The 22,370-nt window shown below is 68.6% G+C and carries 21 protein-coding genes and 1 pseudogene; 17 read left to right on the top strand and 5 right to left on the bottom strand.

Features of this window, described 5'->3' with window-relative positions:
• Positions 1-2: 2 nt before the first annotated feature.
• The 4 genes from N0A24_04735 to N0A24_04720 are packed head-to-tail and all read right to left on the bottom strand — an operon-like array spanning position 3 to position 4,746.
• The gene (locus tag N0A24_04735) at positions 3-752 is read right to left on the bottom strand and encodes an ABC transporter ATP-binding protein (protein ID MCS7172701.1); all 750 of its coding nucleotides are present in this window, start codon (positions 750-752) and stop codon (positions 3-5) included.
• A complete protein-coding gene (locus tag N0A24_04730) occupies positions 749-2,515 on the bottom strand; it encodes a branched-chain amino acid ABC transporter ATP-binding protein/permease (protein MCS7172700.1) in 1,767 nt (588 codons plus the stop codon). The genes N0A24_04735 and N0A24_04730 overlap by 4 nt, the downstream gene beginning before the upstream one ends.
• A complete protein-coding gene (locus N0A24_04725; protein MCS7172699.1) occupies positions 2,512-3,525 on the bottom strand; it encodes a branched-chain amino acid ABC transporter permease in 1,014 nt (337 codons plus the stop codon). Before N0A24_04725 ends, N0A24_04730 begins: the two co-directional genes overlap by 4 nt.
• Before the next feature lie 18 nt (positions 3,526-3,543).
• Entirely contained in the window at positions 3,544-4,746 is a 1,203-nt protein-coding gene (locus N0A24_04720; GenBank protein ID MCS7172698.1) for an ABC transporter substrate-binding protein, read from the bottom strand.
• A 145-nt stretch (positions 4,747-4,891) separates the two neighbouring features.
• Here N0A24_04720 and mnmA point away from each other — a divergent pair, with 145 nt between their 5' ends.
• The 5 genes and pseudogenes from mnmA (at position 4,892) to N0A24_04695 (ending at position 8,953) form a co-directional block, all read left to right on the top strand.
• A complete protein-coding gene (mnmA, locus tag N0A24_04715) occupies positions 4,892-6,016 on the top strand; it encodes a tRNA 2-thiouridine(34) synthase MnmA (protein ID MCS7172697.1) in 1,125 nt (374 codons plus the stop codon).
• 13 nt (positions 6,017-6,029) lie between these two features.
• Positions 6,030-6,206: pseudogene (locus N0A24_04710) on the top strand (YtxH domain-containing protein).
• A gap of 149 nt (positions 6,207-6,355) precedes the next feature.
• Positions 6,356-7,726, top strand: coding sequence for a CCA tRNA nucleotidyltransferase (locus N0A24_04705; GenBank protein MCS7172696.1), 1,371 nt, complete (start codon positions 6,356-6,358; stop codon positions 7,724-7,726).
• A 44-nt stretch (positions 7,727-7,770) separates the two neighbouring features.
• The gene (locus tag N0A24_04700) at positions 7,771-8,652 is read left to right on the top strand and encodes an AAA family ATPase (protein ID MCS7172695.1); all 882 of its coding nucleotides are present in this window, start codon (positions 7,771-7,773) and stop codon (positions 8,650-8,652) included.
• Positions 8,653-8,749: 97 nt separating this feature from the next.
• On the top strand, positions 8,750-8,953 hold the full coding sequence (locus N0A24_04695) for a hypothetical protein (GenBank protein MCS7172694.1): 204 nt from the start codon (positions 8,750-8,752) through the stop codon (positions 8,951-8,953).
• On the opposite strand, the gene pfp is transcribed toward N0A24_04695, so the two are convergent.
• Entirely contained in the window at positions 8,937-10,238 is a 1,302-nt protein-coding gene (gene pfp, locus N0A24_04690) for a diphosphate--fructose-6-phosphate 1-phosphotransferase (protein ID MCS7172693.1), read from the bottom strand. The genes N0A24_04695 and pfp overlap by 17 nt on opposite strands.
• Positions 10,239-10,325: 87 nt before the next feature.
• On the opposite strand from pfp, the gene asnS reads away from it, so the two are divergent.
• The 12 genes from asnS (at position 10,326) to N0A24_04630 (ending at position 22,370) form a co-directional block, all read left to right on the top strand.
• Entirely contained in the window at positions 10,326-11,624 is a 1,299-nt protein-coding gene (asnS, locus tag N0A24_04685; protein ID MCS7172692.1) for an asparagine--tRNA ligase, read from the top strand.
• A gap of 181 nt (positions 11,625-11,805) precedes the next feature.
• Complete coding sequence (locus N0A24_04680) at positions 11,806-12,300, top strand: ribosome maturation factor RimP (protein MCS7172691.1); 495 nt, start codon at positions 11,806-11,808, stop codon at positions 12,298-12,300.
• 46 nt (positions 12,301-12,346) lie between these two features.
• Positions 12,347-13,462: a transcription termination factor NusA gene (gene nusA, locus N0A24_04675; GenBank protein MCS7172690.1), complete on the top strand. Its 1,116-nt coding sequence runs from the start codon at positions 12,347-12,349 to the stop codon at positions 13,460-13,462.
• A gap of 3 nt (positions 13,463-13,465) precedes the next feature.
• Entirely contained in the window at positions 13,466-13,780 is a 315-nt protein-coding gene (locus N0A24_04670) for a YlxR family protein (protein ID MCS7172689.1), read from the top strand.
• The gene (infB, locus tag N0A24_04665; GenBank protein ID MCS7172688.1) at positions 13,781-16,222 is read left to right on the top strand and encodes a translation initiation factor IF-2; all 2,442 of its coding nucleotides are present in this window, start codon (positions 13,781-13,783) and stop codon (positions 16,220-16,222) included. It begins immediately after the preceding gene.
• Positions 16,223-16,243: 21 nt separating this feature from the next.
• Entirely contained in the window at positions 16,244-16,525 is a 282-nt protein-coding gene (locus tag N0A24_04660; protein MCS7172687.1) for a DUF503 domain-containing protein, read from the top strand.
• A gap of 16 nt (positions 16,526-16,541) precedes the next feature.
• Positions 16,542-16,949 (top strand): 30S ribosome-binding factor RbfA, encoded by a 408-nt coding sequence (rbfA, locus tag N0A24_04655; GenBank protein ID MCS7172686.1) that lies wholly within the window; start codon positions 16,542-16,544, stop codon positions 16,947-16,949.
• Positions 16,912-17,931 carry a bifunctional oligoribonuclease/PAP phosphatase NrnA gene (locus tag N0A24_04650; GenBank protein MCS7172685.1) on the top strand — a complete coding sequence of 340 codons (1,020 nt, stop codon included), beginning with the start codon at positions 16,912-16,914 and terminating at the stop codon, positions 17,929-17,931. Before rbfA ends, N0A24_04650 begins: the two co-directional genes overlap by 38 nt.
• The gene (gene truB, locus N0A24_04645) at positions 17,916-18,818 is read left to right on the top strand and encodes a tRNA pseudouridine(55) synthase TruB (GenBank protein ID MCS7172684.1); all 903 of its coding nucleotides are present in this window, start codon (positions 17,916-17,918) and stop codon (positions 18,816-18,818) included. The genes N0A24_04650 and truB overlap by 16 nt, the downstream gene beginning before the upstream one ends.
• Positions 18,818-19,636: an FAD synthetase family protein gene (locus tag N0A24_04640; protein MCS7172683.1), complete on the top strand. Its 819-nt coding sequence runs from the start codon at positions 18,818-18,820 to the stop codon at positions 19,634-19,636. The genes truB and N0A24_04640 overlap by 1 nt, the downstream gene beginning before the upstream one ends.
• 34 nt (positions 19,637-19,670) lie before the next feature.
• Complete coding sequence (rpsO, locus tag N0A24_04635) at positions 19,671-19,940, top strand: 30S ribosomal protein S15 (GenBank protein ID MCS7172682.1); 270 nt, start codon at positions 19,671-19,673, stop codon at positions 19,938-19,940.
• Between the two features lie 186 nt (positions 19,941-20,126).
• Positions 20,127-22,370: a polyribonucleotide nucleotidyltransferase gene (locus N0A24_04630; protein MCS7172681.1), complete on the top strand. Its 2,244-nt coding sequence runs from the start codon at positions 20,127-20,129 to the stop codon at positions 22,368-22,370.

Genomic DNA, 22,370 nt, shown 5'->3' with positions numbered 1-22,370 from the left:
GCTCAACTGGATGTGGTGGGGGCGGTAACCCGGCGGAGGCCGAGGTATGCCTCGGCCACGCGGGGGTCCTGGAGGAGGGCCTGCGGGGAGCCCTGGGCGACCACCTCGCCCGCTTCCAGCACGTAGGCCCGGTCCGCGAGCTGGAGGGCCATGCGGGCGTTCTGCTCCACCAGGAGCATGGTGGTGCCGTGGGCCCTCAGCTCTCCGAGGACCCGGAAGATCTCCCGGACCACCAGGGGGGCAAGTCCCAGGCTCGGCTCGTCCAGCAGCAGCAGCCGCGGTCGACCCATCAGGGCCCGGCCGATGGCCAGCATCTGCTGTTCCCCCCCGGAGAGGGTTCCGGCCAGCTGGCGCCGCCGTTCCCGCAACCGGGGAAAGAGGGTGTACACCCACTCCAGATCCCTCTCTACCTCCTCCCGGGGGGTGCCCCGCTGGATCCGAGAGAAAGCGCCGAGGCGCAGGTGGTCCTCCACCGTAAGGGTCGGGAAGAGCTCTCGTCCCTCGGGGACCAGGACGATGCCTTCCCGGTGGAGCTGTTCCGGTGTGCGGTGCGGGAGGGGATTCCCGTCAAACCGCACTTCCCCCGTGGCGTGAGCCATGCCCACGAGACCCAGCAGCGTGCTGGTCTTGCCCGCGCCGTTGGGGCCGATCAAGGTCACGGCCTCGCCCGCGTTCACCTCCACGTGGATCCCGTGGACCACCTCCACGGCTCCGTACCGCACCCGGAAGTCCCGGAGCTCCAGGATCTTCATCCCGCGGTCTCCACGGGGACGCCTAGGTACGCCTCCAGGACCCGCGGATTCTGCTGGACTCCATCCGGAGCCGCTTCGGCCAGTTTCTCCCCGTAGTGCATGACCACCACCCGGTCCACGAGCCCCATGATGAGGTCCATATCGTGGTCCACGATGAGGATGCTGGTTCCGCCTTCCGCGAGGCGCCGGAGGAGCTGCGCCAGCTCCCGCTTCTCCCGCGCCCGCAGCCCGGCTGCGGGCTCGTCCAGCAGAAGGAGCTGCGGTGAGGAGGCAAGAGCCCGTGCGATCTCCAGCAGCCGCTGCTGCGCGAGGGGGAGCTTCCCGGCCCTCTCGTGGGCGAGGTGTGCGAGACCGACCCGTTCTAGGGCCCGGTAAGCCTCTGCCGTGGCCGCCTGCTCCTCCCCCCGGAGCTTGTCCCACCCCAACAGACACGCCAGCATCCCGCTGCGGGTCCGGCTGTAGGTGCCCAGGGCGACGTTCTCCAGCACCGTCAGGTCCCCGAAGAGATGCGGCTGCTGGAAGGTCCGGGCGATTCCGAGCGGGTGGATGGCGAAGGGGGGACGTCCGGAGATGCGGTGCCCCGCGAACCACACCTCACCCCGCGTGGGCGGATACAGACCCGTGATCAGGTTGAAGCAGGTGGTCTTGCCTGCCCCGTTCGGTCCGATAAGTCCCACCACCTCTCCCCGCCGGATCGCGAAGGAGATGCCGTTCACCGCTACGAGCCCTCCGAAGCGTTTGGTGAGCTCCCGGACCTCCAGGAGGGCCTCCGAGCGGGGAAGGGGGACCGGGGCGGCGGGAAGCGAGCGTCCCTGGGAGAGGAGCGGGAGACGGCGGGGGAGGTAGACCTCCAGGAAGGGCCACAGCCCCCGCGGCGCCAGGATGAGGATGCCCGCCAGGATCAGGCCGTACGCGATCACCTCGTACTGAGCGGCGCGGCCGAACAGCACGGGGAGGATGTCCTGCAGCCAGCTCCCGAGGAGTGTTAAGAGCCCCGTGCCCAGGAAGATTCCCGGGATGCGGTCCACGCCGCCGGCCACCGCCATGATGACGTACCGCATGGAGGCCTCAAGGCTGAAGGGCTGCGGGTTCACGAACCGGAGGAAGTGGGCGTGGAGCCACCCCCCAAGCCCCGCGAAGAGGGCGGCCAGCACGAACACCTGCAGGCGGATCCACGGGAGGTTCACGCCGAAGCTCGCGGCCACCACACCGTCGCCCCGTGCCGCCCGGAGGGCCCGGCCCATGCGGCTGGAGGTCAGCTGCGCGCAGCCCCAGGCGAGCACCACCGCGCACCCCAGGCTCAATAGCCCGAACCACCTGGGATCCCGAAGGGAGAGGGGGCCCAGGCGGAGGGCCGGGATCTCGCTGATGCCTCCGTGCCCTCCCGTGATGGGGACTAGGTTCCCCATGAGGATGGAAAGGGCCATCTGCCATGCGATGGTGGCGAGCGGCAGGTAGTGCCCTTTCAGGCGGACCGTGACGCTCCCGAGCACCACAGCCGCAAGTCCGCAGAGGGCAAGCGCGAGGAGGAGACCCGCCCAGGGGGACCACCCCCAGCGGGTGGTGGTGATGGCGGCGGTGTATGCGGCAAGCCCCATGAAGGCGGCCTGCCCGAAGCTGCTCATGCCCGCAAGCCCCGTGAGGAGGTACAGGCCCAGGGTCACCACCGCGCTGATGGCCATGAAGTTCAGCAGGGTGAGGTAGAACGGGGGGAGGAAGGGGATCAGGGCGAAGGCCAGCGCGAGGAGGATCCAGCGGATCACTCTTCCACCCCTCCGATCTCCAGCGTGCGCAGGCTCTGGACGAACAGGATGGGCAGCAGGAGGGCAAACACCAGCGCCTCCTTGTAGGCACTCGCGTAGAAGGCGCTGAAGGCCTCCAGGGTGCCCACGAGGAGCGCACCCACCGCGGCTAGGGGATAGCTCACGAGTCCTCCCAGGACCGCGGCCACGAAGCCCTTCAAGGAGGGGATGAACCCCATGAAGTAGGCGGCGTTGGTGAGGGGTGCGAGCAGCATGCCTCCCAGGGCGGAGATGAGGGAGGCGAGGATGAAGGCCACGCGGCCCGCCTCCTGGATGCTGATCCCCGTGAGGCGGGCCCCCCGGCGGTTGATGGCACAGGCCAGGAGGGCCTTGCCGTACAGGCTCCGGGAGAAAAACCCGTAGAGGGCCAGGACCCAGGCCAGGGCCAAGGCGTAGACCGCGAAGTTCTGCTTCGGCAGCGGCACGGGGCCCAGCTGTACCTCTCCCGGCAAGAGAGGGGGGAGACGGTACTGCTCCGGCCCGAAGAACACGAGCCCCAGTCCCTGCAGCACGAAGTGGAGCCCCAGGGACAGGATGAGGTAGGTGAGTACGGAGGCGTGCGGGATGGGTTCGAAGAACACCCGGTAGGTGGCGATCCCCATCAGGACCACCACGCCCACCGCCAGCACCCACGCGAGGATCGGGGAACCGGTGGAGGCGGACCACATCCCCATCCCCAGCAGGGCCCCGGCACCGCCAAAGAGCAGGAGGGGCAGGCGACGCGCGCCCCGGAAGAGGTCCAGTACCCCCCAGGCGGTCAGCAAGACCGTTCCGAGCCAGATGGAGCCGGGGAGCTTGTGGTCCACCAGCAGGGCGTATGTGAGGGGCGCGTACATGAGGAGCTCCCCCATGGGCACGAAGAGGACCCGGGTCACGGTGAATACGAGCACGATGGTGATGGCCAGAAGCCCGTAGATCACCCCGCTGGTGATCCCGTCCGCGATCAGAAGCCCCAGGATGGTGGCGTCCACCGACGGCTTCCCGCCTCCCTACTGGCGCGGGAGGAAAGTGCGCAGGAGCTTCAGCTTTCCGCCCTGCACCTGGACGAAGACGTTGCTGTATTCAAACCGGTGGCCCAGGTGGTCGATGGGCGAGTAGCTGAACACCCCGTGGGCTCCCGGGAGGTTCCGGGTGGCCTCGATCTCGTCCCGGAGGGCTGTCCGGAAGGCTGGGAGATTATCGGGGCTTACCCGCCGCAGGGCCCGCTCCAGGGCTGGGCGTACGATGAGCCAGAAGTCGTGGACGTGGGCCCCGAACTGCGAAACGCTGCCCGGCCCATACCGGCTCTCGTAGATCCGCTTGTGCTCCAGGGCGGGCCGCTTGCTGGGGTGGTTGTCCGGCAGCTGGTCTGCCACCACCGCGGGGCCTACAGGGAGGAGGGCCCCCTCCAGATCCTTGCCTCCGACCCGCAGGACATCAGGATCCCCGACGGCGTGCGTGTGGTAGATGATGCCCCGATATCCGCGCTCCCGGAGGGTCCGCTGTGGCAGGATCGCAGGGGTTCCGCTCGCTCCCACCAGCACCGCGTCCGGCCTGGCCGCGAGGAGGCGCAGCACCTGGCCCGTCACGCTGGTGTCCGCGCGGGCGTACCGTTCGTTCGCCACAACCCGGATGCCGAGGTTCGGGGCTGCCTGGGAGAGGGAGGTCCACCACTCCTCGCCCCAGACGTCGTTGAACCCGATGTAGCCCACGGTCCGGACTCCCCGGAGCCGCATGTCCAGGGTCACCGCCTGGATGGCGCTCGCTGCAGTCTGCGGCAGGAGGAACACCCACCGGCGCTTCTCGTCCACGGGGTGGACGATGTTCTGGGTGGCCCCCATGGCCATCTGCGGGACGCCTGCCTCCCCCGTAACATCCACCATGGCGAGCGCGCTCACAGAGACCGTACTCCCTGCGATGGCTACCACCCGGTCCTCCGCAATGAGCTTGCGGGCATTCTGGACCGCCAAGGTGGGATTGGTAGCGTCGTCGAGGATGATGTACTGGATCCGGTAGCCCGGGATGGCGTCCCGGAATAGCTCCTCATACAGCAGGAAGGCGTTCCGCACCGGAATCCCCAGCGCCGCCGCGGGGCCTGTGGCGGAGACCACCACGCCGATCCGGATCACCCGGGGGGCCTGGGCGTAGCCTGCTCCCAGGAACCCCGCGAGAGCAACGCACACCACCAACCCAAGCACCGTCCACCGGCGCATGTTCTCTCTCCCCCCGTCTTGAGGTTTTCTTGAGCCCATCGAGCCTTTCTATTTTTTACTTTTTACTGTGGATCTCGCCCCCCATGCAAGGTGCGGCAGGCTCGGATCAGACGCCGCGGGGTGGTATCATGGGGGGAGAAGGACGATGGCGCGGGTTGCGGTGGCCATGAGCGGCGGTGTGGACAGCGCGGTGGCCGCAGCCCTCCTTGTGGAGGCTGGGCACGAAGTGGTGGGCTTCACCATGAACCTGTGGCCCAGCTGGCTAACGGAGGAGGAAACAGGCCCCACGTGCTGCGGGATCGGGGCCGTGGAGGACGCCCGGGACGTGGCGCGCCAGCTGGGTATTCCCCACTACGTCCTGAACCTGCGGGAGGCCTTTGAAGCCGCGGTGATCCGGCCCTTTGCGGAGGCCTATGCCCGGGGCCGCACTCCCAACCCGTGCGTGGCCTGCAACCGGTACATCAAGTTCTCCTTGCTGCTGGAGAAAGTGGCTGCCCTGGGGATGGAGTACCTCGCCACGGGACACTACGCCCGAGTGCGCTGGCAAGGCGGGCGGTTCCGGCTCCTGCGGGCCGCGGACCGGGCCAAGGACCAGTCCTACGTCCTCTATGCCCTCACCCAGCAGGAACTGAGCCGGTTGCTCTTCCCTGTGGGGGAGCACACCAAGCCCCGGATCCGGGAGATGGCCCGACGCCTGGGACTGGCGGTGGCGGACAAGCCCGAAAGCCAGGAGATCTGCTTCGTGCCCCGGGGACACTACACGCAGGTGGTGGCCCGGTTTGTTCCGGAAGCGCTCCGGCCGGGCCCCATCTACGACACGGAAGGTAGACTCGTGGGAACGCACCAGGGGATTGCCCGGTACACCCTGGGGCAGCGTCGGGGATTGGGAATTGCCGCAGGCAGGCCCCTGTACGTGGTGGCCATCCTGGCGGATCGCAACGCCCTCGTGGTCGGGGAGGAGGCGGATCTTCGGGTCGCGGAGGTGGAGCTGGAGGAGGTGTCCTGGGTGCAGGGGGAGCCCCCGGCTTGCCGGTTTGCGGCCACGGTGCGTCTGCGTCACGGGGCTCCAGACGTCCCCGCGGAAGTGGAGTGCCTGGCGGAGGGGGTCCGGGTGCGGTTCCGGGATCCCGTGGGGGCCACGAACGCGGGGCAGGTGGCTTGCCTCTACCGGGGAGAGGAGGTCCTAGGCGGCGGTGTGGTGCGCCGGGTGCGCACCCTCGGCGGGGAGCGGTTCGAGCAGGCCATGGCGGTACCGGTATGCACAGGATAAGGAGGGATGCGGGATGGCGGAGCGTTCCGAGTTTCTCAGCGGGTTCGTGGTGGGAGCACTCGTGGGGATCGGGTTGGGGTTGCTGCTGGCGCCCCAATCCGGGGAACAGGTGCGGCACCGGCTGAAGGAGCGGACGGAGGAATTCGCGGGACGGTTGCGGGAGGGAACCCAGAACCTCACGGAGCGCGTCCGGGACACCGCGGAGACCGTGATCCAGCGCGGCCGGGAGGTGGTGGAGCACGGGGCCGAGCGGATCCGGGAGGCCATCGTGCGGGGCAAGGAGGCGGCACAGGAGCAGCGGGAGGAGCTGTTGGGCCGCCTGGAGGAGCTGGAGGAGCGCTGAGCCCTGAGGAGGCCGCCCGCGAGGTCGTCCGGCGCCTCCAGCAAGCTGGGTACGAGGCGTACTGGGCAGGGGGGTGTGTCCGGGACCTGCTCTTGGGGCGAACCCCGAAGGACTACGATGTGGCCACTAGTGCCCGCCCGGAGGAAGTCCTGCGTCTATTCCCCGATGCCCTCCTGGTAGGGGCTACTTTCGGGGTGGTTCGTGTGCGGGTGGGGGGCCACTGGATAGAGGTGGCCACCTTCCGGGTGGAGGGCCCCTACCTCGACGGTCGGCATCCCTCACAGGTTTATTATGCCTCCGCGCTGGAGGACGTCCGTCGGCGGGACTTCACCATTAACGGGCTTCTCCTGGATCCCATCACCGGTACGCTCCTCGACTGGGTTTCCGGACAGCGGGATCTAGCGGAGCGGCGGCTGCGCACCATCGGAGACCCCTGGGAGCGCTTCCAGGAGGACCGGCTCCGGATGCTGCGGGCGGTGCGGCTCGCGTGCGAGCTGGATTTCGCCATCGACCCGGAGACCTTGGCGGCCATCCGAGCGCTCGCGGATCGGATCCGCTCCACGAGCTGGGAGCGGATCCGGGACGAGCTCCTCCGCCTCCTCACCGGTCCCCGTCGGGGACGCGGGCTGCGGCTTTTGGACGAGACCGGGCTCCTTCCGCACATCCTCCCTGAAGTGGCGGCGATGAAGGGCATCCCGCAGCCGCCTCAGCACCATCCGGAAGGAGATGTCTTCACGCATACCATCCTGAGCCTCGACGCCCTGCGGGATCCTTCCGCGGTGCTGGCCATGGCCACCCTGCTGCACGATGTCGGCAAGCCCCGCACCTTCACACGAGGTGAGCGGGTATGGTTCCCTGCCCATGACCGGGTGGGCGCGGAGCTCGCGAGGGAGATCTGCCAGCGCCTCCGGTTGAGCCACAGGGAGACCGAACGGATTGTAGCCCTGGTGCGGGACCACATGCGCTTGAGCGACCTCCCCCGCATGCGGGAATCCAAACGCCGGGCCTTCTTCGCCCGACCGGACTTCGAGGAGCTGTTGGAACTGTATCGGGCGGACTGCGTGGCGAGCCACGGGGATCTCTCCACGTACGAGTGGATCCTCGCCCACCGCGAACAACTCCGTCCGGAGGATGTCAACCCGCCGAGGCTCCTGACGGGGTGGGACCTCAGGGCCCTCGGACTGCAGCCCGGCCCCGTTTTCCGGAAGATCCTGGAGGCGGTGCGGGACGCCCAGCTGGAGGGGCGGGTACGGAGCCGGGAGGAGGCGCTGGAGTTCGTCCGCGAACTCCTGCGCACGCAGGAAAAGCCCCACGGGGAGTCGAACTCGCATCCGGAATCCCCGGGGGAGGTCCGGACGGTTCCGTGAACCCATGGGTGGAGCGGACGGGCGAGGTGGCGCAGGGGCGCGGCGTGGGACGCATCGTGGCCCTCGTCAACCAGAAGGGCGGCTGCGGGAAGACCACCACCGCGGTGAACCTCGGTGCGTGCCTGGCGGCCCTGGGCTTCCGGGTGCTGCTGGTGGACCTGGATCCGCAGGCGAACGCCACCGTGAGCCTGGGATTGGAACCCGCGGAGCTCCCGCACACCATCTACCACGTGATCACGGAGAGCCGATCGGAGGAAGGCGGCGTCTCCCTGGAGGACATCCTGCGGCCCTCCACGGTCCCCGGCCTCGTGGTGGCGCCGTCCTCCATCGACCTGGCGGCCGCGGAGCTGGAGCTCGTAGCTCGGATCGGGCGGGAGCACGTGCTGCGGCGGAAGCTGGAGCCCGTGCGGGATCGGTACGATTTCGTTGTCATCGACACCCCCCCTTCCCTAGGGCTGCTGACCCTGAACGCGCTGGTGGCCGCGGACCAGGTCGTCATCCCGATCCAGACCCACTACTACGCCCTGCTGGGCATGCGGCAGCTGCTGCGCACCCTGCAGATGGTGCGGGACGAGATCGGCCACCGGGTGGAGATCCTGGGGGTGCTGGCCACCATGTACGACGGCCGCAACAACCTCAGTCGGGAGATCCTGCGGGGGATCCATGAGTTCTTCGGGGAGAAGGTTTTCCAGACCACCATTCACTTCAGCATCAAACTGGTGGAGTCCTCCATGGCGGGGGTTCCCATCTTCCTGCACCTGCCCCAGTCGCGGGGGGCGCAGGAGTACATGAGCCTTGCAAAAGAGGTGGTGGCACGTGAGCAGATCGCGGGAGGAACTCCGGCGCGGAATTCGGGCCCTTATTCAGGACACGAGCCAGAAGCTGCGCGAGCTGGAAGCAGCCATCCCCCCGGAGCGGACGAGTAGCGGGCAGCTCCTTCCGCACCCGGAGCCTTCCCCATCCGGGCCTCCACAGACCCCGCTTTCTCCCCCCCCAGGGTCCTCCTCGCCCCCGCAGCCCTCCGTGGATCTGGAGGAGCTGCAGAGCTACGACGACCGTCGGGGGGTGTGCTTTGCGTTCTTCCTGAACCGGAAGTGCTGGGAGGTCCCGGAGGCCTACTGCAACCAGGCCCTCCACATCTGCATGCTCCGGCAATGTCCCGTCTACTTCCTGCACCGGGAGGACCTGGAGCGCCGGTTCGCCGCGAAGTTCAGGTATCTGTGGTGAGGACCCCCAGCTGTGCTGCGGGTTCGTATCGGGCCCGGAAGGCCTCCGGTGTCATCCCGGCGGCCGCGCTCAGCTGCCGCAGCATCTGCGGGTCCTGCAGGTCCTCCGGCTCCAGGCGGATCATGTACTTCCGGGCCACCCGGTAGGCGGTGGAGCGGAGGTCCACCCGCCGCACCCTGGTCCGGCCCGTCTGCGGGTCCAGGAGCTCCGTGAAGTCCACGTAGCGCAGCTGCCCGGCCTCCATGCACACCATGGCCCCCTCAGACCCTTCCTCCTCCAGAAGGTAGCGCACCGCGCCGTAGCCCAAGTCCCGCACGTACTCGGAGTCCGAGGCGATGGGCGGAGCGCACCGCAACTCGTACCCGATGCTCTTGTGCACGATGGTGCGTTGCTCCCCTCGGGCCGCAAATCGCCGCTCCACCATGCTCTTCAGGATGTACGCCAAATCCAGCTCCGCCAGACGGATGTGTCCGTACGGATCCCGTACGATCCGGACACCCTCCTGCGCCGCGAGCTCCTCCTCCGGGACCTGCTCCAGGATCCCCTCCGCCACGATGGCCACCCCGTCCTCCCGGCCCATGACCCGGCGCTTCAACATGGCGGCCTCCAGCACGTCCGCCACCAGGGCCAAGGAGGTACGCTCGGGGAACTCCTCTGGAATGAGGGTGAGGGTGGCTCCCGCAGCCTTTCCGATGCCCAGGGCCAGGTGCCCCGCGCTGCGACCCATCACGCTTACGAAGAACCACCGGTTCGTGGTGCGGGAATCCTCCATGAGGTTGCGCACCAGTTCAAAGCCCACCTGCTTGGCGGTGTGGAATCCGAAGGTGGGGGCTCCACCCGGGAGCGGGAGGTCGTTGTCGATGGTCTTGGGCACGTGGGCGAACCGGATGGTGCCCCGGGCCCGTTCGCATACCCGGGCTGCGGCGAAGGCGGTGTCGTCTCCCCCCACGGTGACCAGATATCCGATGCCGAGTTCCCGGAGGTTGGAGACCACCCGCTCTAGGTCCTCCTCCCGCCGGGTGGGGTTCGCCCGGGAGGTCCGGAGGAGGGATCCCCCGTCAAAGTGGATCCGGGAGACCTCCGCGATCTGAAGTTCCCGCACATGCCCCCGCTCCCGCAGGGTCCGGGCGTCCTCCTGCATGAGCCACTGCCACCCGTCGTAGATCCCCCACACCCGGAGACCCCGGTTGCGGGCTTCGATGGTCACGGCTCCGATGACTCCGTTGATGCCGGGTGCCGGCCCTCCTCCCACCAGGATGCCCAGGTCCTTCCCGCGACCTTCCATGGCACACCACCTTTCCCAGGTCTGGGTTTAGAATGAGGGCTCGCACCATCTCCGGGCAACCCGCATGATAGGTTCGGGAGGTGGCGCATGGAGGCGAAGTGGATCCGCGTGCGCGAGGTGGGCCGGCATGTGGGGGAGGAGGTGGAGCTGCGGGGATGGCTCTATGACAAACGGAGCAGCGGCAAGGTCCGGTTCCTCCTGGTGCGGGACGGGTCCGGAATCCTGCAGGCGGTCCTTGCCAAGCCCGAAGCCTCGGACGACCTCCTGGCGCAATACGATGTCCTCACCCAGGAAAGCGCCCTCATCGTCCGGGGGATGGTGCGGGAGGACGCCCGGGCACCGGGCGGGTACGAGCTGGCGGTTCGGGAAATCGAGCTGGTGCATCGGGCAGAAGGGTATCCCATTACCCCGAAGGAGCACGGGATCGAGTTCCTGCTGGACCACCGGCACCTATGGCTGCGCAGCCGCCGGCCACACGCGGTGCTCCGCATCCGGGCAGAGGTGATCCGGGCCGCGGAGGAGTACCTGCAGGCTCACGGATATCTCCGGGTGGACGCGCCCATCCTCACCCCCCTCGCGGTGGAGGGGACCACCACCCTCTTCAAGGTGGACTACTTCGACCGCAAGGCCTATCTCACCCAGAGCGGGCAGCTGTACATGGAGGCCGCGGCCATGGCCTTCGGCCGGGTGTACTGTCTGGGCCCCACCTTCCGAGCCGAGAAGTCGAAAACGCGGCGCCACCTCACGGAGTTCTGGATGCTGGAGCCGGAGGCCGCCTACCTCGACCTCGATGGGTGCATGGCGCTTGCGGAGGGACTCGTGGTGGCCATCGTGGAGGCCGTGCTGGACCGGTGCAGGCGGGAACTGGGGGTCCTGGGGCGGGAGACGGAAGCCCTGGAGCGCGTTCGACCTCCGTTTGCCCGCATCTCCTACGACGAGGCGGTGCGCCGGGTCAACGAGGCAGGGCTTTGGATGCGGTGGGGCGAGGACTTCGGTGGGGACGAGGAGACGATCCTCAGCCGTGCCTTCGACCGTCCCGTATTCGTGCACCGCTACCCCGCCGCCTGCAAGGCCTTCTACATGCAGCCCGATCCGGAACGCCCGGAGGTGGTGCTGAACTTCGACCTTCTGGCCCCGGAAGGGTACGGGGAGATCGTCGGCGGCGGCCAGCGGATCCACGATCTGAGCCTGCTGGAACGGCGACTTTCCGAGCACGGGCTGCCGCCACAGCCCTACGCGTGGTACCTGGACCTGCGGCGGTACGGCTCGGTCCCCCATGCGGGGTTCGGGTTGGGGATCGAGCGGACGGTAGCTTGGATCTGCGGGCTCGACCATGTGCGGGAGGCCATCCCCTTTCCCCGCCTCCTCTACCGGCTGGGCCCCTGACCGGAGCGGCCTTTCCATCCCCAAACTGCGAACTTTTGTACGCAAAGGGCGCCCGAGGAGGTTGCCGGCCGGGCGGAGACGTGGTATGCTGAGCCTAGAGCAGCCAGGCAGGCGAAGGAAGGGGTTGTGCCATGTACGCGGGAGTGGGTAGGAAGCCCACTCCTTCGTTTTAGAGGAGGCTATGGAGCGGCAGGCGATTCTTCGGCGCGTGAGCCAGCTCGCTCAGCCCATCGCGGATCGGATGGGGCTGGAGCTGGTGGACGTGGAGCTAGAAGGACAGGGCTCCCGCACGGTCCTGCGGATCCTGGTGGATCGGGAGGGAGGGGTGTCCGTAGAGGACTGCGCCCGCCTGTCCGAGCGCGTCTCCCGTCAGCTGGACCTGGAGGATCTCTTCCTCCACCGCTACACCTTGGAAGTGGCCTCACCCGGGCTGGACCGACCCCTGCGCCGGGCCGGGGACTTCGAGCGGTTCGCGGGTCGGCTGGTGGAGGTCACTACCGTCTCCGAGATCTCCGGCCAGCGTCACTTTACGGGACGGCTCCGGGGGATCGTGGAGGGACGGGTGGTGGTGGATCTCGGAAGGGGCCGGGAGGCCCACATCCCCCTCGGGGAGATCGCTCAGGCACGGCTGCGGGTGGATCCCGAGGAGATCCGGCGGGATCTGCGTCGCCGCTAGGGCACCCGGGCCGTCCGGAAATCCAGAAACGAGGTGGTGGAGAGGAATGAATGGAGAGCTGATCCGTGCGCTGGACCTCCTGGAGGAGGAGCGGGGGATCTCCAAGGAGGTGCTCATCGAGGCGGTGCAGAACGCCCTGGTCTCTGCCTACAAGAAGCACTTTGGGGGCACGGGCCAGAACGTCCGGGTGGAGCTCGACCCGAGGACGGGGGAAGTGCGGGTGTATAGCACCAAGACCGTGGTGGAACGGGTGGAGGATCCCACCACGCAGATCTCCCTGGACGAGATGCGTCGGGAGGATCCTACCGCACAGGTGGGGGATCTCGTGGAGGAGGAGATCACGCCCCGGGATTTCGGCCGCATCGCGGCCCAGACCGCCAAACAGGTCATCGTCCAGCGGATCCGGGAAGCGGAGCGGGAGCTGGTGCAGAAGGAGTTCGAGAAGCGCGAGAAGGAAGTGGTCACGGGAATTGTCCAGCGGATCGAGAAGCGGAACGTGTATGTGGACCTGGGGCGTGTGGAGGCCGTGCTCCCGCCCACGGAGCAGATCCCCCGGGAGACCTATCGTCAGGGGGAGCGGATCAAGGTGTACGTGACGGAGGTGCGCACCACCACCCGGGGTCCCCAGATCTTCGTCTCCCGGGCGCACCCGGGGCTTGTGCGCAAGCTCTTCGAGCAGGAGGTGCCGGAGCTGCGGGAGGGGATCGTGGTCATTGAGAACATCGCCCGGGAACCCGGCTCCCGCACCAAGATCGCGGTGTACTCCCGGGACCGCAACGTGGATCCCGTGGGCGCCTGCGTGGGGCCCAAGGGGAGCCGGGTACAGGCGGTGGTGGACGAGCTGCGGGGGGAGAAGATCGACATCGTCCCCTGGAGTCCGGATCCTTCCCAGTTCGTGGCCGCGGCCCTTCAGCCCGCAAAGGTGAGTCGGGTGGAGATCGACGAGGAGACCCGGACCGCCACCGTGATCGTACCCGACAACCAGCTCTCCCTGGCCATCGGCCGGGAAGGGCAGAATGCACGGCTGGCGGCGAAGCTCACCGGATGGCGGATCGACATCAAGAGCGAAACACAGGTGCGGGAGGCGGAGGCCCGTAAGCTGTTCCGGGATCTTACCCCCGAGGAGCTGGCGGAATCCACGGAGGTCCAGGAGGGAGCCTAGGGGATGCGGCAGCGAAAGGTCCCCATCCGCATGTGCGTAGGCTGCGGGCAGATGCGTCCCAAGATGGAGATGATCCGCGTGGTTCGGACTCCCGCGGGGGAGGTGGTGGTGGACACCTCTCGCAGCCGCAAGCTCTCAGGTCGGGGGGCCTACGTGGATCCCAACTGGGAGTGCTTGGCCTCCGCCCGTAAGGGGAAGAAGCTCGAGCGAGCCCTGGAGGTACCGGTTCCGGAGGAGGTCTACGGGCAGCTGGAGGCCATGATCCGGCCGTCCGTGCGAACGACGGCGGAGACCGCGGGGAAAACGGAGGGGAAGTGAATGCGCCTGTACGAGGTTGTGAAGGCGACGGGATTGCCGCTCCGGGAGGCCGTGGAGAAGCTGGCGGAGCTGGGATTTGAGGTCAAGCCCAATCCCCAGGCCGCGATCCCGGAGGAGGCCTTGGCGAAGCTGCGGGAAGCGTTTCCGCAGCTGGGTGCGGCGCCGAAGGACGGACCCCAGAAGCGTGTGGCGAAGAAACCCGCCCCCGTACCTCCTGAGCCCGCGGGACCCAAGCGCCGCATCATCAAGCGGGCGGAGGAGATCGAACGGGAACGGGAGGAGCAGCGCATCCTGGCGGAGCAGGCAGCCCGGGCTGCGGAGGAAGCGCGGCTCGCGGAAGAGGCGGCCCGTCGGGCCGCGGAGGAGGCCGCCCGGGCTGCAGAGCAGGCCCCGCTGGAGCCTACCTCCGTCCCCCCCGTGATCGTGGAGCCCCGTCCCGCTCCGCCTCCGGAGGAACCGAAGCCGGTCCCTCTCCCCGAGCGGCATGCGGAACCCGCGGTCACCATCTCCCCAGAGGTACTCCGGAGGGTGACGCAGCCAAGGCCCGAGGCCAAGCGGGTGCCGCCTCCCCCTCCGCCGCCCCTGCGCCAACCCCCCAAGCCCTCTAAGCGTCCCGCTCCCCCTCCCCCACCCCCGCCCCGACCACATGTGACCTCTCCTCCGACGATGGCGGAGCCTAGCCCCCCGGAGGTCCCGGTCCTGGCCAAGGAGATCCGTCTGGAGGGACCCATCACGGTGGGGGAGCTGGCTCAGCGGATGGGCGCTCCCGCTTCCGAGGTGGTGAAGCGGCTGCTCACCATGGGAATCCTAGCGGGCATCAATCAGCAACTCCCCCCTACGACCGCCCGGGCGGTGGCCCAATCCTTCGGAGTGGCGGTGGTGGAGGAGAGACGGGACCTGCGGCCTGCCCTGCAGGCCGCCAAGCGGCTCCAGGTAGAGGCTCAGGGGGAGCCTCGACCCCCGGTGGTGACGGTGATGGGGCACGTGGACCATGGCAAGACCACCTTGCTCGATGCCATCCGCAAGACCAATGTGGCGGCTGGAGAGTATGGAGGGATCACGCAGCACATCGGAGCCTACCAGGTCTCCGTGGATGGCCGCAGGATCACCTTCATCGACACCCCGGGGCACGAGGCCTTCACCACCCTGCGGGCCCGGGGCGCCCAGGTCACGGACATCGCGGTCCTGGTGGTGGCCGCGGACGACGGGGTCATGCCTCAGACCATAGAGGCCCTCAACCATGCGCGGGCGGCCGGGGTCCCCATCCTCGTGGCCATCAACAAAATGGACCTGCCCGGTGCGAACCCGGACCGGGTCAAGCAGCAGCTCGCGGAGCAGGGACTCGTACCGGAGGAGTGGGGTGGGGACACCATCATGGTTCCCGTCTCCGCGCGGACCGGTCAGGGGATCCAGGACCTTCTGGAGATGATCCTCCTGGTGGCAGAGCTCAACGACCTGCGGGCGGATCCCCGCAAACCCGCGCGGGGAACCATCCTGGAGGCCAAACTGGATCGGGGCAGAGGCCCTGTGGCCACCGTCATCGTGCAGGAGGGCACCCTGCGGGTGGGGGATCCAGTGGTGGCCGGAGAGACTTACGGGAAGGTGCGGGCCATGATGGACGACCGGGGCAACCGCCTGCAGGAGGCCGGCCCCTCCACCCCGGTAGAGGTGGTGGGTCTGGAGGAGGTGCCCACCGCGGGGGACATCCTGGAGGTGGTGCCGGACGAGCGGACGGCGAAGGCCATCGCGGAGGAACGGAGGGAGCAGCGCCGGGAGCAGGAGCGGGTGCAGATCCGACGCGGAGGCGTGGAGGAGGCCGCGGGGATGGTCCGCGAGCTCAGGCTCGTGGTGAAGGCGGACGTCCAGGGATCCCTGGAGGCCATCACCGCGGCCCTGGAGCGGCTGAGCACGGAGGAGGTGCGGGTCCACATCCTGCACGCGGCCGTGGGGGCCGTGACGGAGAGCGACGTGATGTTGGCCTCCGCAAGCGACGCGGTGGTCCTCGGGTTCAACGTGCGACCGGATGGGGGGGTCCGCCGCCTAGCGGAGCAGGAAGGGGTGGAGATCCGCCTGTACCGCCTCATCTACGAGGCGGCGGACGATGTCCGTCAGCTCCTGGCGGGGCTGCGGGCCCCGGTGGTGAGCGAGGTGGTGCTGGGGCGGGCGGAGGTCCGGCAGATCTTTCCCATCTCCCGGGTGGGGACCGTGGCTGGTTGCTATGTGCGGGAGGGGAAGGTGGTACGGGGCGCGCAGGCGCGGCTTGTGCGGGACGGTGTCGTGGTCTACCAAGGGCGTATCGCCTCCCTGCGGCGGTTCAAGGAGGACGTGCGGGAGGTGGCCGCGGGGTTCGAGTGCGGTGTGCTTCTGGAGAACTTCAACGATGTCAAGGAAGGGGACATCATCGAGACCTTCGAGGTGCGCGAGGAGCGCCCGACGTCGTGAGCAGGACGAGGGTGAGGTGCCATGGTGGTGGGGACGCTGCGCGTTGCGCTCAGCTTGCCGGGGCCTCGGAGCCTGAAGGACAAGCGACGGATCGTGCACAGCCTCCTCCGGCGCCTGCACAACGAGTTCGCGGTGGCGGCGGCGGAGGTGGACGACCAGGACCTGCGGGGCCGCGCCACCCTGGGCATCGCGGTGGTCACCAACGACGGACAGCACGCGGATCAGGTGCTCGCCCGGGTCCTGCGCTACATCGAGCGGCAGCCGGAAGCCGTGGTCGTGGACTACGACGTGGAGATCCGGTAAAAGCGAGGTGGTCCCTATGGCGTCCCCGCAGCGCGTGGAAAAGCTCCGGGAGCTCATTCGGGAGGAAGTGAGCGAGATCATCCACCGGGTCCTGAAGGATCCCCGCATCGGGTTCACCTCCGTGACGGATGTGGAGCTCAGCAGCGACCTCCGTCACGCGAAGATCTTCGTGAGCGTCCTGGGAAGCGAGGAGGACCGGCGCCGGACCATGGAGGCCCTGCAGAACGCGGTGGGATTCGTACGCACGGAGCTGGGCCGGCGCATCCGGATCTACCGGACGCCGGAGATCCAGTTCCGGCTGGACACCAGCATCGAACGGGGCACCCGGGTCATGGAACTGCTCCGATCCCTCTCCGCTCCCGAGGAGCCCGGGAGGGCCGAGGAAGATGGAGACGGTGCGGAAGCGGATCGCGCGGGCACTTGAGTCGGCCCGGCGCGTCCTCCTCGTAGCCCACGAGCGGCCGGACGCGGACGCCCTGGGAAGCGCCCTGGCCCTGGCGTTGGCCCTGGAGCGGTTGGGCAAGGAGGTGGTGGTGGGCAGTCAGGACGGGGTTCCGCAGCTGTACCGGTTCCTTCCCACCTGGGAACGGGTAACCGTTATCCCTCCCCAGGATCGCTTCGATGTGTCCGTGGGGATAGAGTGCAGCGACCTCGCCCGGGCCGGGAGCTTCGCGGCTCCCCTCGGTGCGGCCCGGGTGGTGGTCAACCTGGACCACCACCTCGACAACAGCGGCTACGGGGATCTCGTGTGGGTGGAGCCGGAGGCGAGTGCGGTAGCGGAGCTCGTGGCGGAGCTCATCCGGGAGCTTCAGGTGCCTTTGGAAGGACCCATCGCGACCTGCCTGATGGCGGGACTCCTCACGGATACGGGATCCTTCCGGTACGCCTCCGTACGGCCCGAGAGCTTCCTGCTGGCCGCGGAGCTGGTGCGGGGCGGCGCCCGGCCCCATGAGATCTACGAGCGGGTTTACGAATCCCGCTCCCCCGCCAGCATGCGGCTGCTCGGCTGGAGCCTCGTGCGCATGCGGCTCGCGCTGGGGGGGGGCCTGGTGTGGACCGTGGTGGACGAGGCGATGTTGCAGGAAGCGGGAGCGAGCTGGGAGGACACGGAGAACATCGTCTCCCACCTGCGGGGCATGGCGGGCGTCCGCGTGGCGGTGCTGTTCCGGGTGGATGCGGGGGAGGTCCGGGTGAGCCTGCGTTCCCGGGGCGGGGTGCGGGTGAACGAGCTGGCGGCCCGGTTCGGAGGCGGGGGGCACGCGCAGGCCGCGGGGTTCACCTCCACCGATCCCCCGGAGAAGGTGATCCGGGAAACCCTCCACGCGGCGGGAGAGCTGCTCGGTGCGGCTCCCGCGTCCGGAATGCATGGGTCCTTCTTAGGGTGCGGGCCATGGATGGACTTCTGAACCTCCTGAAACCTCCCGGCATGACCAGCCACGACTGCGTGGAGGAGCTGCGGCGTCTGGTGGGCATGCGGCGCATCGGGCACACGGGAACCCTGGATCCCGGTGCCGCGGGGGTTTTGGTGTGCTGTATCGGCCGCACCACCCGGCTCAGCGAGTTCCTCATGGAGCAGGACAAGGCGTACCGGGTGGAGCTGGTCCTGGGAGTTTCCACCACTACTGGCGATGCCCTGGGAGAGGTCCTCATGCGCAGGGGGGTATCCGTGCGCGGGGAGGACCTGGAACGGGTCCTGCGGCGGTTTTTGGGGACCATCCAGCAGGTGCCCCCCATGGTCTCCGCGGTGCACCACGAGGGCCGGCGGCTGTACGAGCTCGCGCGGAGGGGGATCGAGGTGGAGCGCGCGCCCCGCACCGTCACCGTCCACGAGATCCGTCTCCTCCGGTTCGATCCCCCCCGGGCTCTCCTGGACATCACGTGCTCCAAGGGCACCTACGTGCGCCAGCTGGCGCACGATATCGGGGAAGCCCTCGGGTGCGGGGCGCATGCGGGCTTCATGATCCGGACCCGGGTCGGCCCGCACCGTCTCGAGGAGAGCTACACCTTCGAGGAGGTCGAGGAAGCAGTGCGGAACGGGGAGTTCCGCCGCCTCCTGATTCCCCCCGCCCAGGCCCTCCCGGATCTCCCGGAGGTGGAGGTGGAGGGCCGTATGCGGGCCGCCGTCCTCCACGGGCAGCCCCTGCCCCTCTGGAAGGTGGCTCCTCATCTTACCCTCCCCCAGGGTACCCTCGTGAAGGTCCTGGATGTGGAGGGGAACCTGCTGGCTATCGGCCGGGCGGTTGGGGGACAGCTGCGGCCCTACAAGGTGCTCCTCGTGGCCTCGGGACGCTGATGCAGGTCTTCCACGCGCCGGAGGAGGTTCCCCCTGCCTCCACCGGCATCGCCTTGGGAACCTTCGACGGCGTCCACCTCGGCCATCGGGCGGTCCTGGAAGCGACCGTGGCGTGGGCCCGGGAGCAGGGGTGGCGGAGCATGGCCCTCACCTTCCATCCGCATCCCCTGGAGCTCCTCGCCCCTCCTCGGGAGCCCTTCCTGCTCACCACCCTGGAGGAGCGGATCCACCGGTTTGCGGCCACGGGCCTAGAGGCCGTGCTGGTGCTGAGGTTTGACGAGACCCTGCGGAACACGGAACCCCAAACCTTCGTGGAGATGCTCGTTCACCGACTGGGCGTTCGGGGCGTGGTGTGCGGTTCGGGATTCGCCTTTGGGCGGAATCGGACGGGAAACGTGCAATTGCTGGAGCACCTGGGAGCCCGGATGGGATTCGGGGTCCGGGTGTGCCCGCCGGTGGAGCTCGGGGGAGCTCCGGTGAGCAGCAGCCGCATCCGGGCTCTGCTCCGGGAGGGCCAGGTGGAGGAGGCCGCGGTGTTGCTGGGCGATCCGTACGAGGTCCGCGTCCGGCTCCGACGCCAGGTGCGGGGGACCGGCGGGTTCGTGTGCTGGTGCGAGACCCCCCCCAGGAAGCTGGTACCCGCCCCAGGAGCCTACGGGATACGGGTGGAGGCAGAGGAGGAGGTAGACGGAGTGGCTCAAGTAGGATCCCAGGAGCTGGTGGTCATGGTCCCTCAAGCCCTCCCCGGCCTCGCCACCCTCCGGTTTGTCCGCCGCCTCGCCCCGGAGCCCGTGTTTGCCCCCCCAGGGGGGGCGTGATAAGATGGACCCGGTTTCCGGAGGAGGGAGGAGGATGGCCCTACTGAAGGAGGAAAAACAGACCCTCATCGAGCAGTTCCGCCGGTCGGAAGCGGACACGGGCTCCCCAGAGGTCCAGGTGGCGCTCCTCACGGAGCGCATCCGGCTCCTCGCGGAGCACCTGAAGGTCCACCGCAAGGATCTCCACTCCCGGCGAGGGCTTGTCCAAATGGTTAGCAAGCGTCGGCGGCTGTTGCGATACCTCCAGCGGGAGGATCCAGAACGGTACCGGCAGCTCATCGAGCGTCTGGGCCTCCGCAGGTAGGGGAATGGACCGTTTCGGGCGGACGTAGTAGGGGGTGGGGAGGTCCGGGGATGGAGGGAGGACGATCATCGCGACCTCTGCTTCGGGTCCCTGCTGACCTGGAGCAAAGCTCCCGGTGATCGGGCCCTCCTCTCCGGCCTCCCACTGACCGGGCACCCGGAGTGCCGGAACACGGAGGAGGATCGTATGACCGTTGCCATCTCGTATGCGACCCCGGAAGTGTACCGTGTCGTCTTTCCGGTGGGGGATGAGGAGTGGGTGATCGAGACCGGGAAACTGGCGCGCCAGGCGAACGGTGCGGTGACGGTCCGGTACGGAGAGACGGTGGTGCTCGTCACGGCCACCGCCTCCGAGAACCCGCGGGAGGGGATTGACTTCCTGCCCCTCACGTGCGAGTTCGAGGAGCGCCTCTACGCCGCGGGCAAGATTCCAGGAAGCTTCTTCCGCCGGGAAGGCCGGCCTGGAGAGCGGGCCATCCTCAGCGCCCGGCTCATGGATCGGCCCCTCCGCCCACTCTTCCCCAAGGGCTTCCGGAATGAGGTCCAGGTGATCGCCACCACCCTGTCCGCGGACAAGATCCACCCGCCGGACGTGGCCGCGGTGGTAGGGGCGAGCGCGGCCCTCGCCATCTCCGACATCCCCTGGGAGGGACCCATCGGCTGCGTGCGGGTGGGGTGGGTGGACGGGCGATTGGTCCTGAATCCCACCCTCCAGCAGATCGAGGGACCGAGCCGGCTGGACCTGGTGGTGGCGGCCACGGACGAGGCGGTGGTGATGCTAGAGGCGGGTGCAGACCAGGTCCCGGAGGAGGTGGTCCTGGAAGCCATCGACCTCGCCCACGCGGAATGCCGCAGGATCATCGCCGCTATCCGGGAGCTGGTGGAAAAGGCGGGCAAACCCAAGCGCCAGGTACCCCTCTTCGCCGTAGACCCGGAGCTGGAACGGGTGGTGCGGGAAGCCTCCGTCCCGGCGCTGGATGCCGCCCTGCGCAACGCCGATAAGCAAGCCAGGGAGGCCGCGGTGGCGCAGGCGGCGCAGGAGGTGGGTGCCCGCCTGTTGGAGCAGTACCCGGATCGGGCCCTGGAGATCCGAGCCGTCCTGGAGTCCGTCCAGAAGGACCTCGTGCGCCGCATGATCCTGGAGGAAGGCGTGCGCACGGACGGTCGGACACCCACGGAGATCCGCCCTCTTTACATCGAAGTCGGCCTCATGCCCCGCACCCACGGGAGTGCCCTCTTCCAGCGGGGTCAGACGCAGGTGCTCACCCTGTGCACCCTGGGCACGGGGGAGGACGAGCAGATCCTGGATGATCTGGGGATTCTGGAGCGGAAGCGCTTCATGCACCACTACGTCTTCCCGCCCTACAGCACGGGAGAGGTACGGCCCCTGCGGGGTCCGAGCCGGCGGGAGATCGGGCACGGAGCCCTGGCGGAGCGGGCTCTGGCCCGCATGATCCCGCCGGAGGAGGCGTTCCCCTACACCATCCGGCTCGTGAGCGAGGTCCTGGAGTCAAACGGCTCCACCTCCATGGCCTCCGTGTGCGGGAGCACCCTGGCCCTCATGGACGCCGGTGTCCCCATTCGGGCTCCTGTAGCGGGCATCTCCATCGGGCTCATGACGGGCGAGGACGGCCGCGCGGTACTCCTCACGGACATCCAGGGAATCGAGGATGCCCACGGGGACATGGACTTCAAGGTAGCGGGCACCCGGGAGGGGATCACCGCCATCCAGCTGGACATCAAGCTGCGGGGGCTTCCGCGGGACCTCATCGCCGAGGCCCTGAGCCGGGCCCGGGAGGCGCGGCTCGCCATCCTGGACGCCATGCTCCAGGTGCTCCCCGCTCCCCGCAGCGAGCTCTCCAAGTACGCCCCACGCTTGGTGACCCTGCAGATCCCGCCCGAGAAGATCCGGGAGGTGATCGGGCCGGGCGGTAAGGTCATCAACCGGATTACCGCGGAGACCGGTACCCGGATCGAGGTGGAGCAGGATGGCCGGGTGATTATCGCCAGCACCAGCGAGGAGGCGGCCCAGCGGGCGATGCAGAGGATCCGGGAGATCGTACAGGAGGTGGAGGTGGGGCAGACCTATCTCGGCCGGGTCACCCGGCTCACCAGCTTCGGCGCCTTCGTGGAGGTGCTGCCCGGTAAAGAGGGCTTGGTGCACATCTCCGAACTCAGCGACCGACGGGTGAACCGGGTGGAGGACGTGGTGAAGGTGGGCGACCAGATCCTCGTGCGGGTGAAGGAAATCGACGCCCTGGGCCGGGTGAACCTCACACGTCGCGGGCTGACGTCGGAGGGGGGGAGTGGGGGAGCACCTGCCTCCGTGGCCCCTGCCCGGGGGCCGGGGGGGCGTGAGGACCGGCGGCCTGAGGGAGGGCGACCGGTTCGGCCGGATGCGCGGCCCCGTAGGACGGAGCCCCGACGGTAG

The organism is Armatimonadota bacterium (assembly GCA_025059775.1).
Lineage (GTDB): Bacteria > Sysuimicrobiota > Sysuimicrobiia > Sysuimicrobiales > Sysuimicrobiaceae > Sysuimicrobium.
This window is presented reverse-complemented; position numbering and strand designations above follow the sequence as displayed.

Excerpts from the sequence above, each read along its gene's own strand:
- mnmA (MCS7172697.1), top strand. The coding sequence starts at position 4,892 with ATGGCGCGGGTTGCGGTGGCCATGAGCGGCGGTGTGGACAGCGCGGTG.
- pfp (MCS7172693.1), bottom strand. The coding sequence starts at position 10,238 with ATGGAAGGTCGCGGGAAGGACCTGGGCATCCTGGTGGGAGGAGGGCCG.
- N0A24_04720 (MCS7172698.1), bottom strand. The coding sequence starts at position 4,746 with ATGCGCCGGTGGACGGTGCTTGGGTTGGTGGTGTGCGTTGCTCTCGCG.
- infB (MCS7172688.1), top strand. The coding sequence starts at position 13,781 with ATGCGCCTGTACGAGGTTGTGAAGGCGACGGGATTGCCGCTCCGGGAG.
- N0A24_04735 (MCS7172701.1), bottom strand. The coding sequence starts at position 752 with ATGAAGATCCTGGAGCTCCGGGACTTCCGGGTGCGGTACGGAGCCGTG.
- N0A24_04660 (MCS7172687.1), top strand. The coding sequence starts at position 16,244 with ATGGTGGTGGGGACGCTGCGCGTTGCGCTCAGCTTGCCGGGGCCTCGG.
- truB (MCS7172684.1), top strand. The coding sequence starts at position 17,916 with ATGGATGGACTTCTGAACCTCCTGAAACCTCCCGGCATGACCAGCCAC.
- rbfA (MCS7172686.1), top strand. The coding sequence starts at position 16,542 with ATGGCGTCCCCGCAGCGCGTGGAAAAGCTCCGGGAGCTCATTCGGGAG.
- N0A24_04640 (MCS7172683.1), top strand. The coding sequence starts at position 18,818 with ATGCAGGTCTTCCACGCGCCGGAGGAGGTTCCCCCTGCCTCCACCGGC.
- rpsO (MCS7172682.1), top strand. The coding sequence starts at position 19,671 with ATGGCCCTACTGAAGGAGGAAAAACAGACCCTCATCGAGCAGTTCCGC.
- N0A24_04680 (MCS7172691.1), top strand. The coding sequence starts at position 11,806 with ATGGAGCGGCAGGCGATTCTTCGGCGCGTGAGCCAGCTCGCTCAGCCC.
- nusA (MCS7172690.1), top strand. The coding sequence starts at position 12,347 with ATGAATGGAGAGCTGATCCGTGCGCTGGACCTCCTGGAGGAGGAGCGG.
- N0A24_04630 (MCS7172681.1), top strand. The coding sequence starts at position 20,127 with ATGACCGTTGCCATCTCGTATGCGACCCCGGAAGTGTACCGTGTCGTC.
- N0A24_04670 (MCS7172689.1), top strand. The coding sequence starts at position 13,466 with ATGCGGCAGCGAAAGGTCCCCATCCGCATGTGCGTAGGCTGCGGGCAG.
- asnS (MCS7172692.1), top strand. The coding sequence starts at position 10,326 with ATGGAGGCGAAGTGGATCCGCGTGCGCGAGGTGGGCCGGCATGTGGGG.
- N0A24_04650 (MCS7172685.1), top strand. The coding sequence starts at position 16,912 with ATGGAGACGGTGCGGAAGCGGATCGCGCGGGCACTTGAGTCGGCCCGG.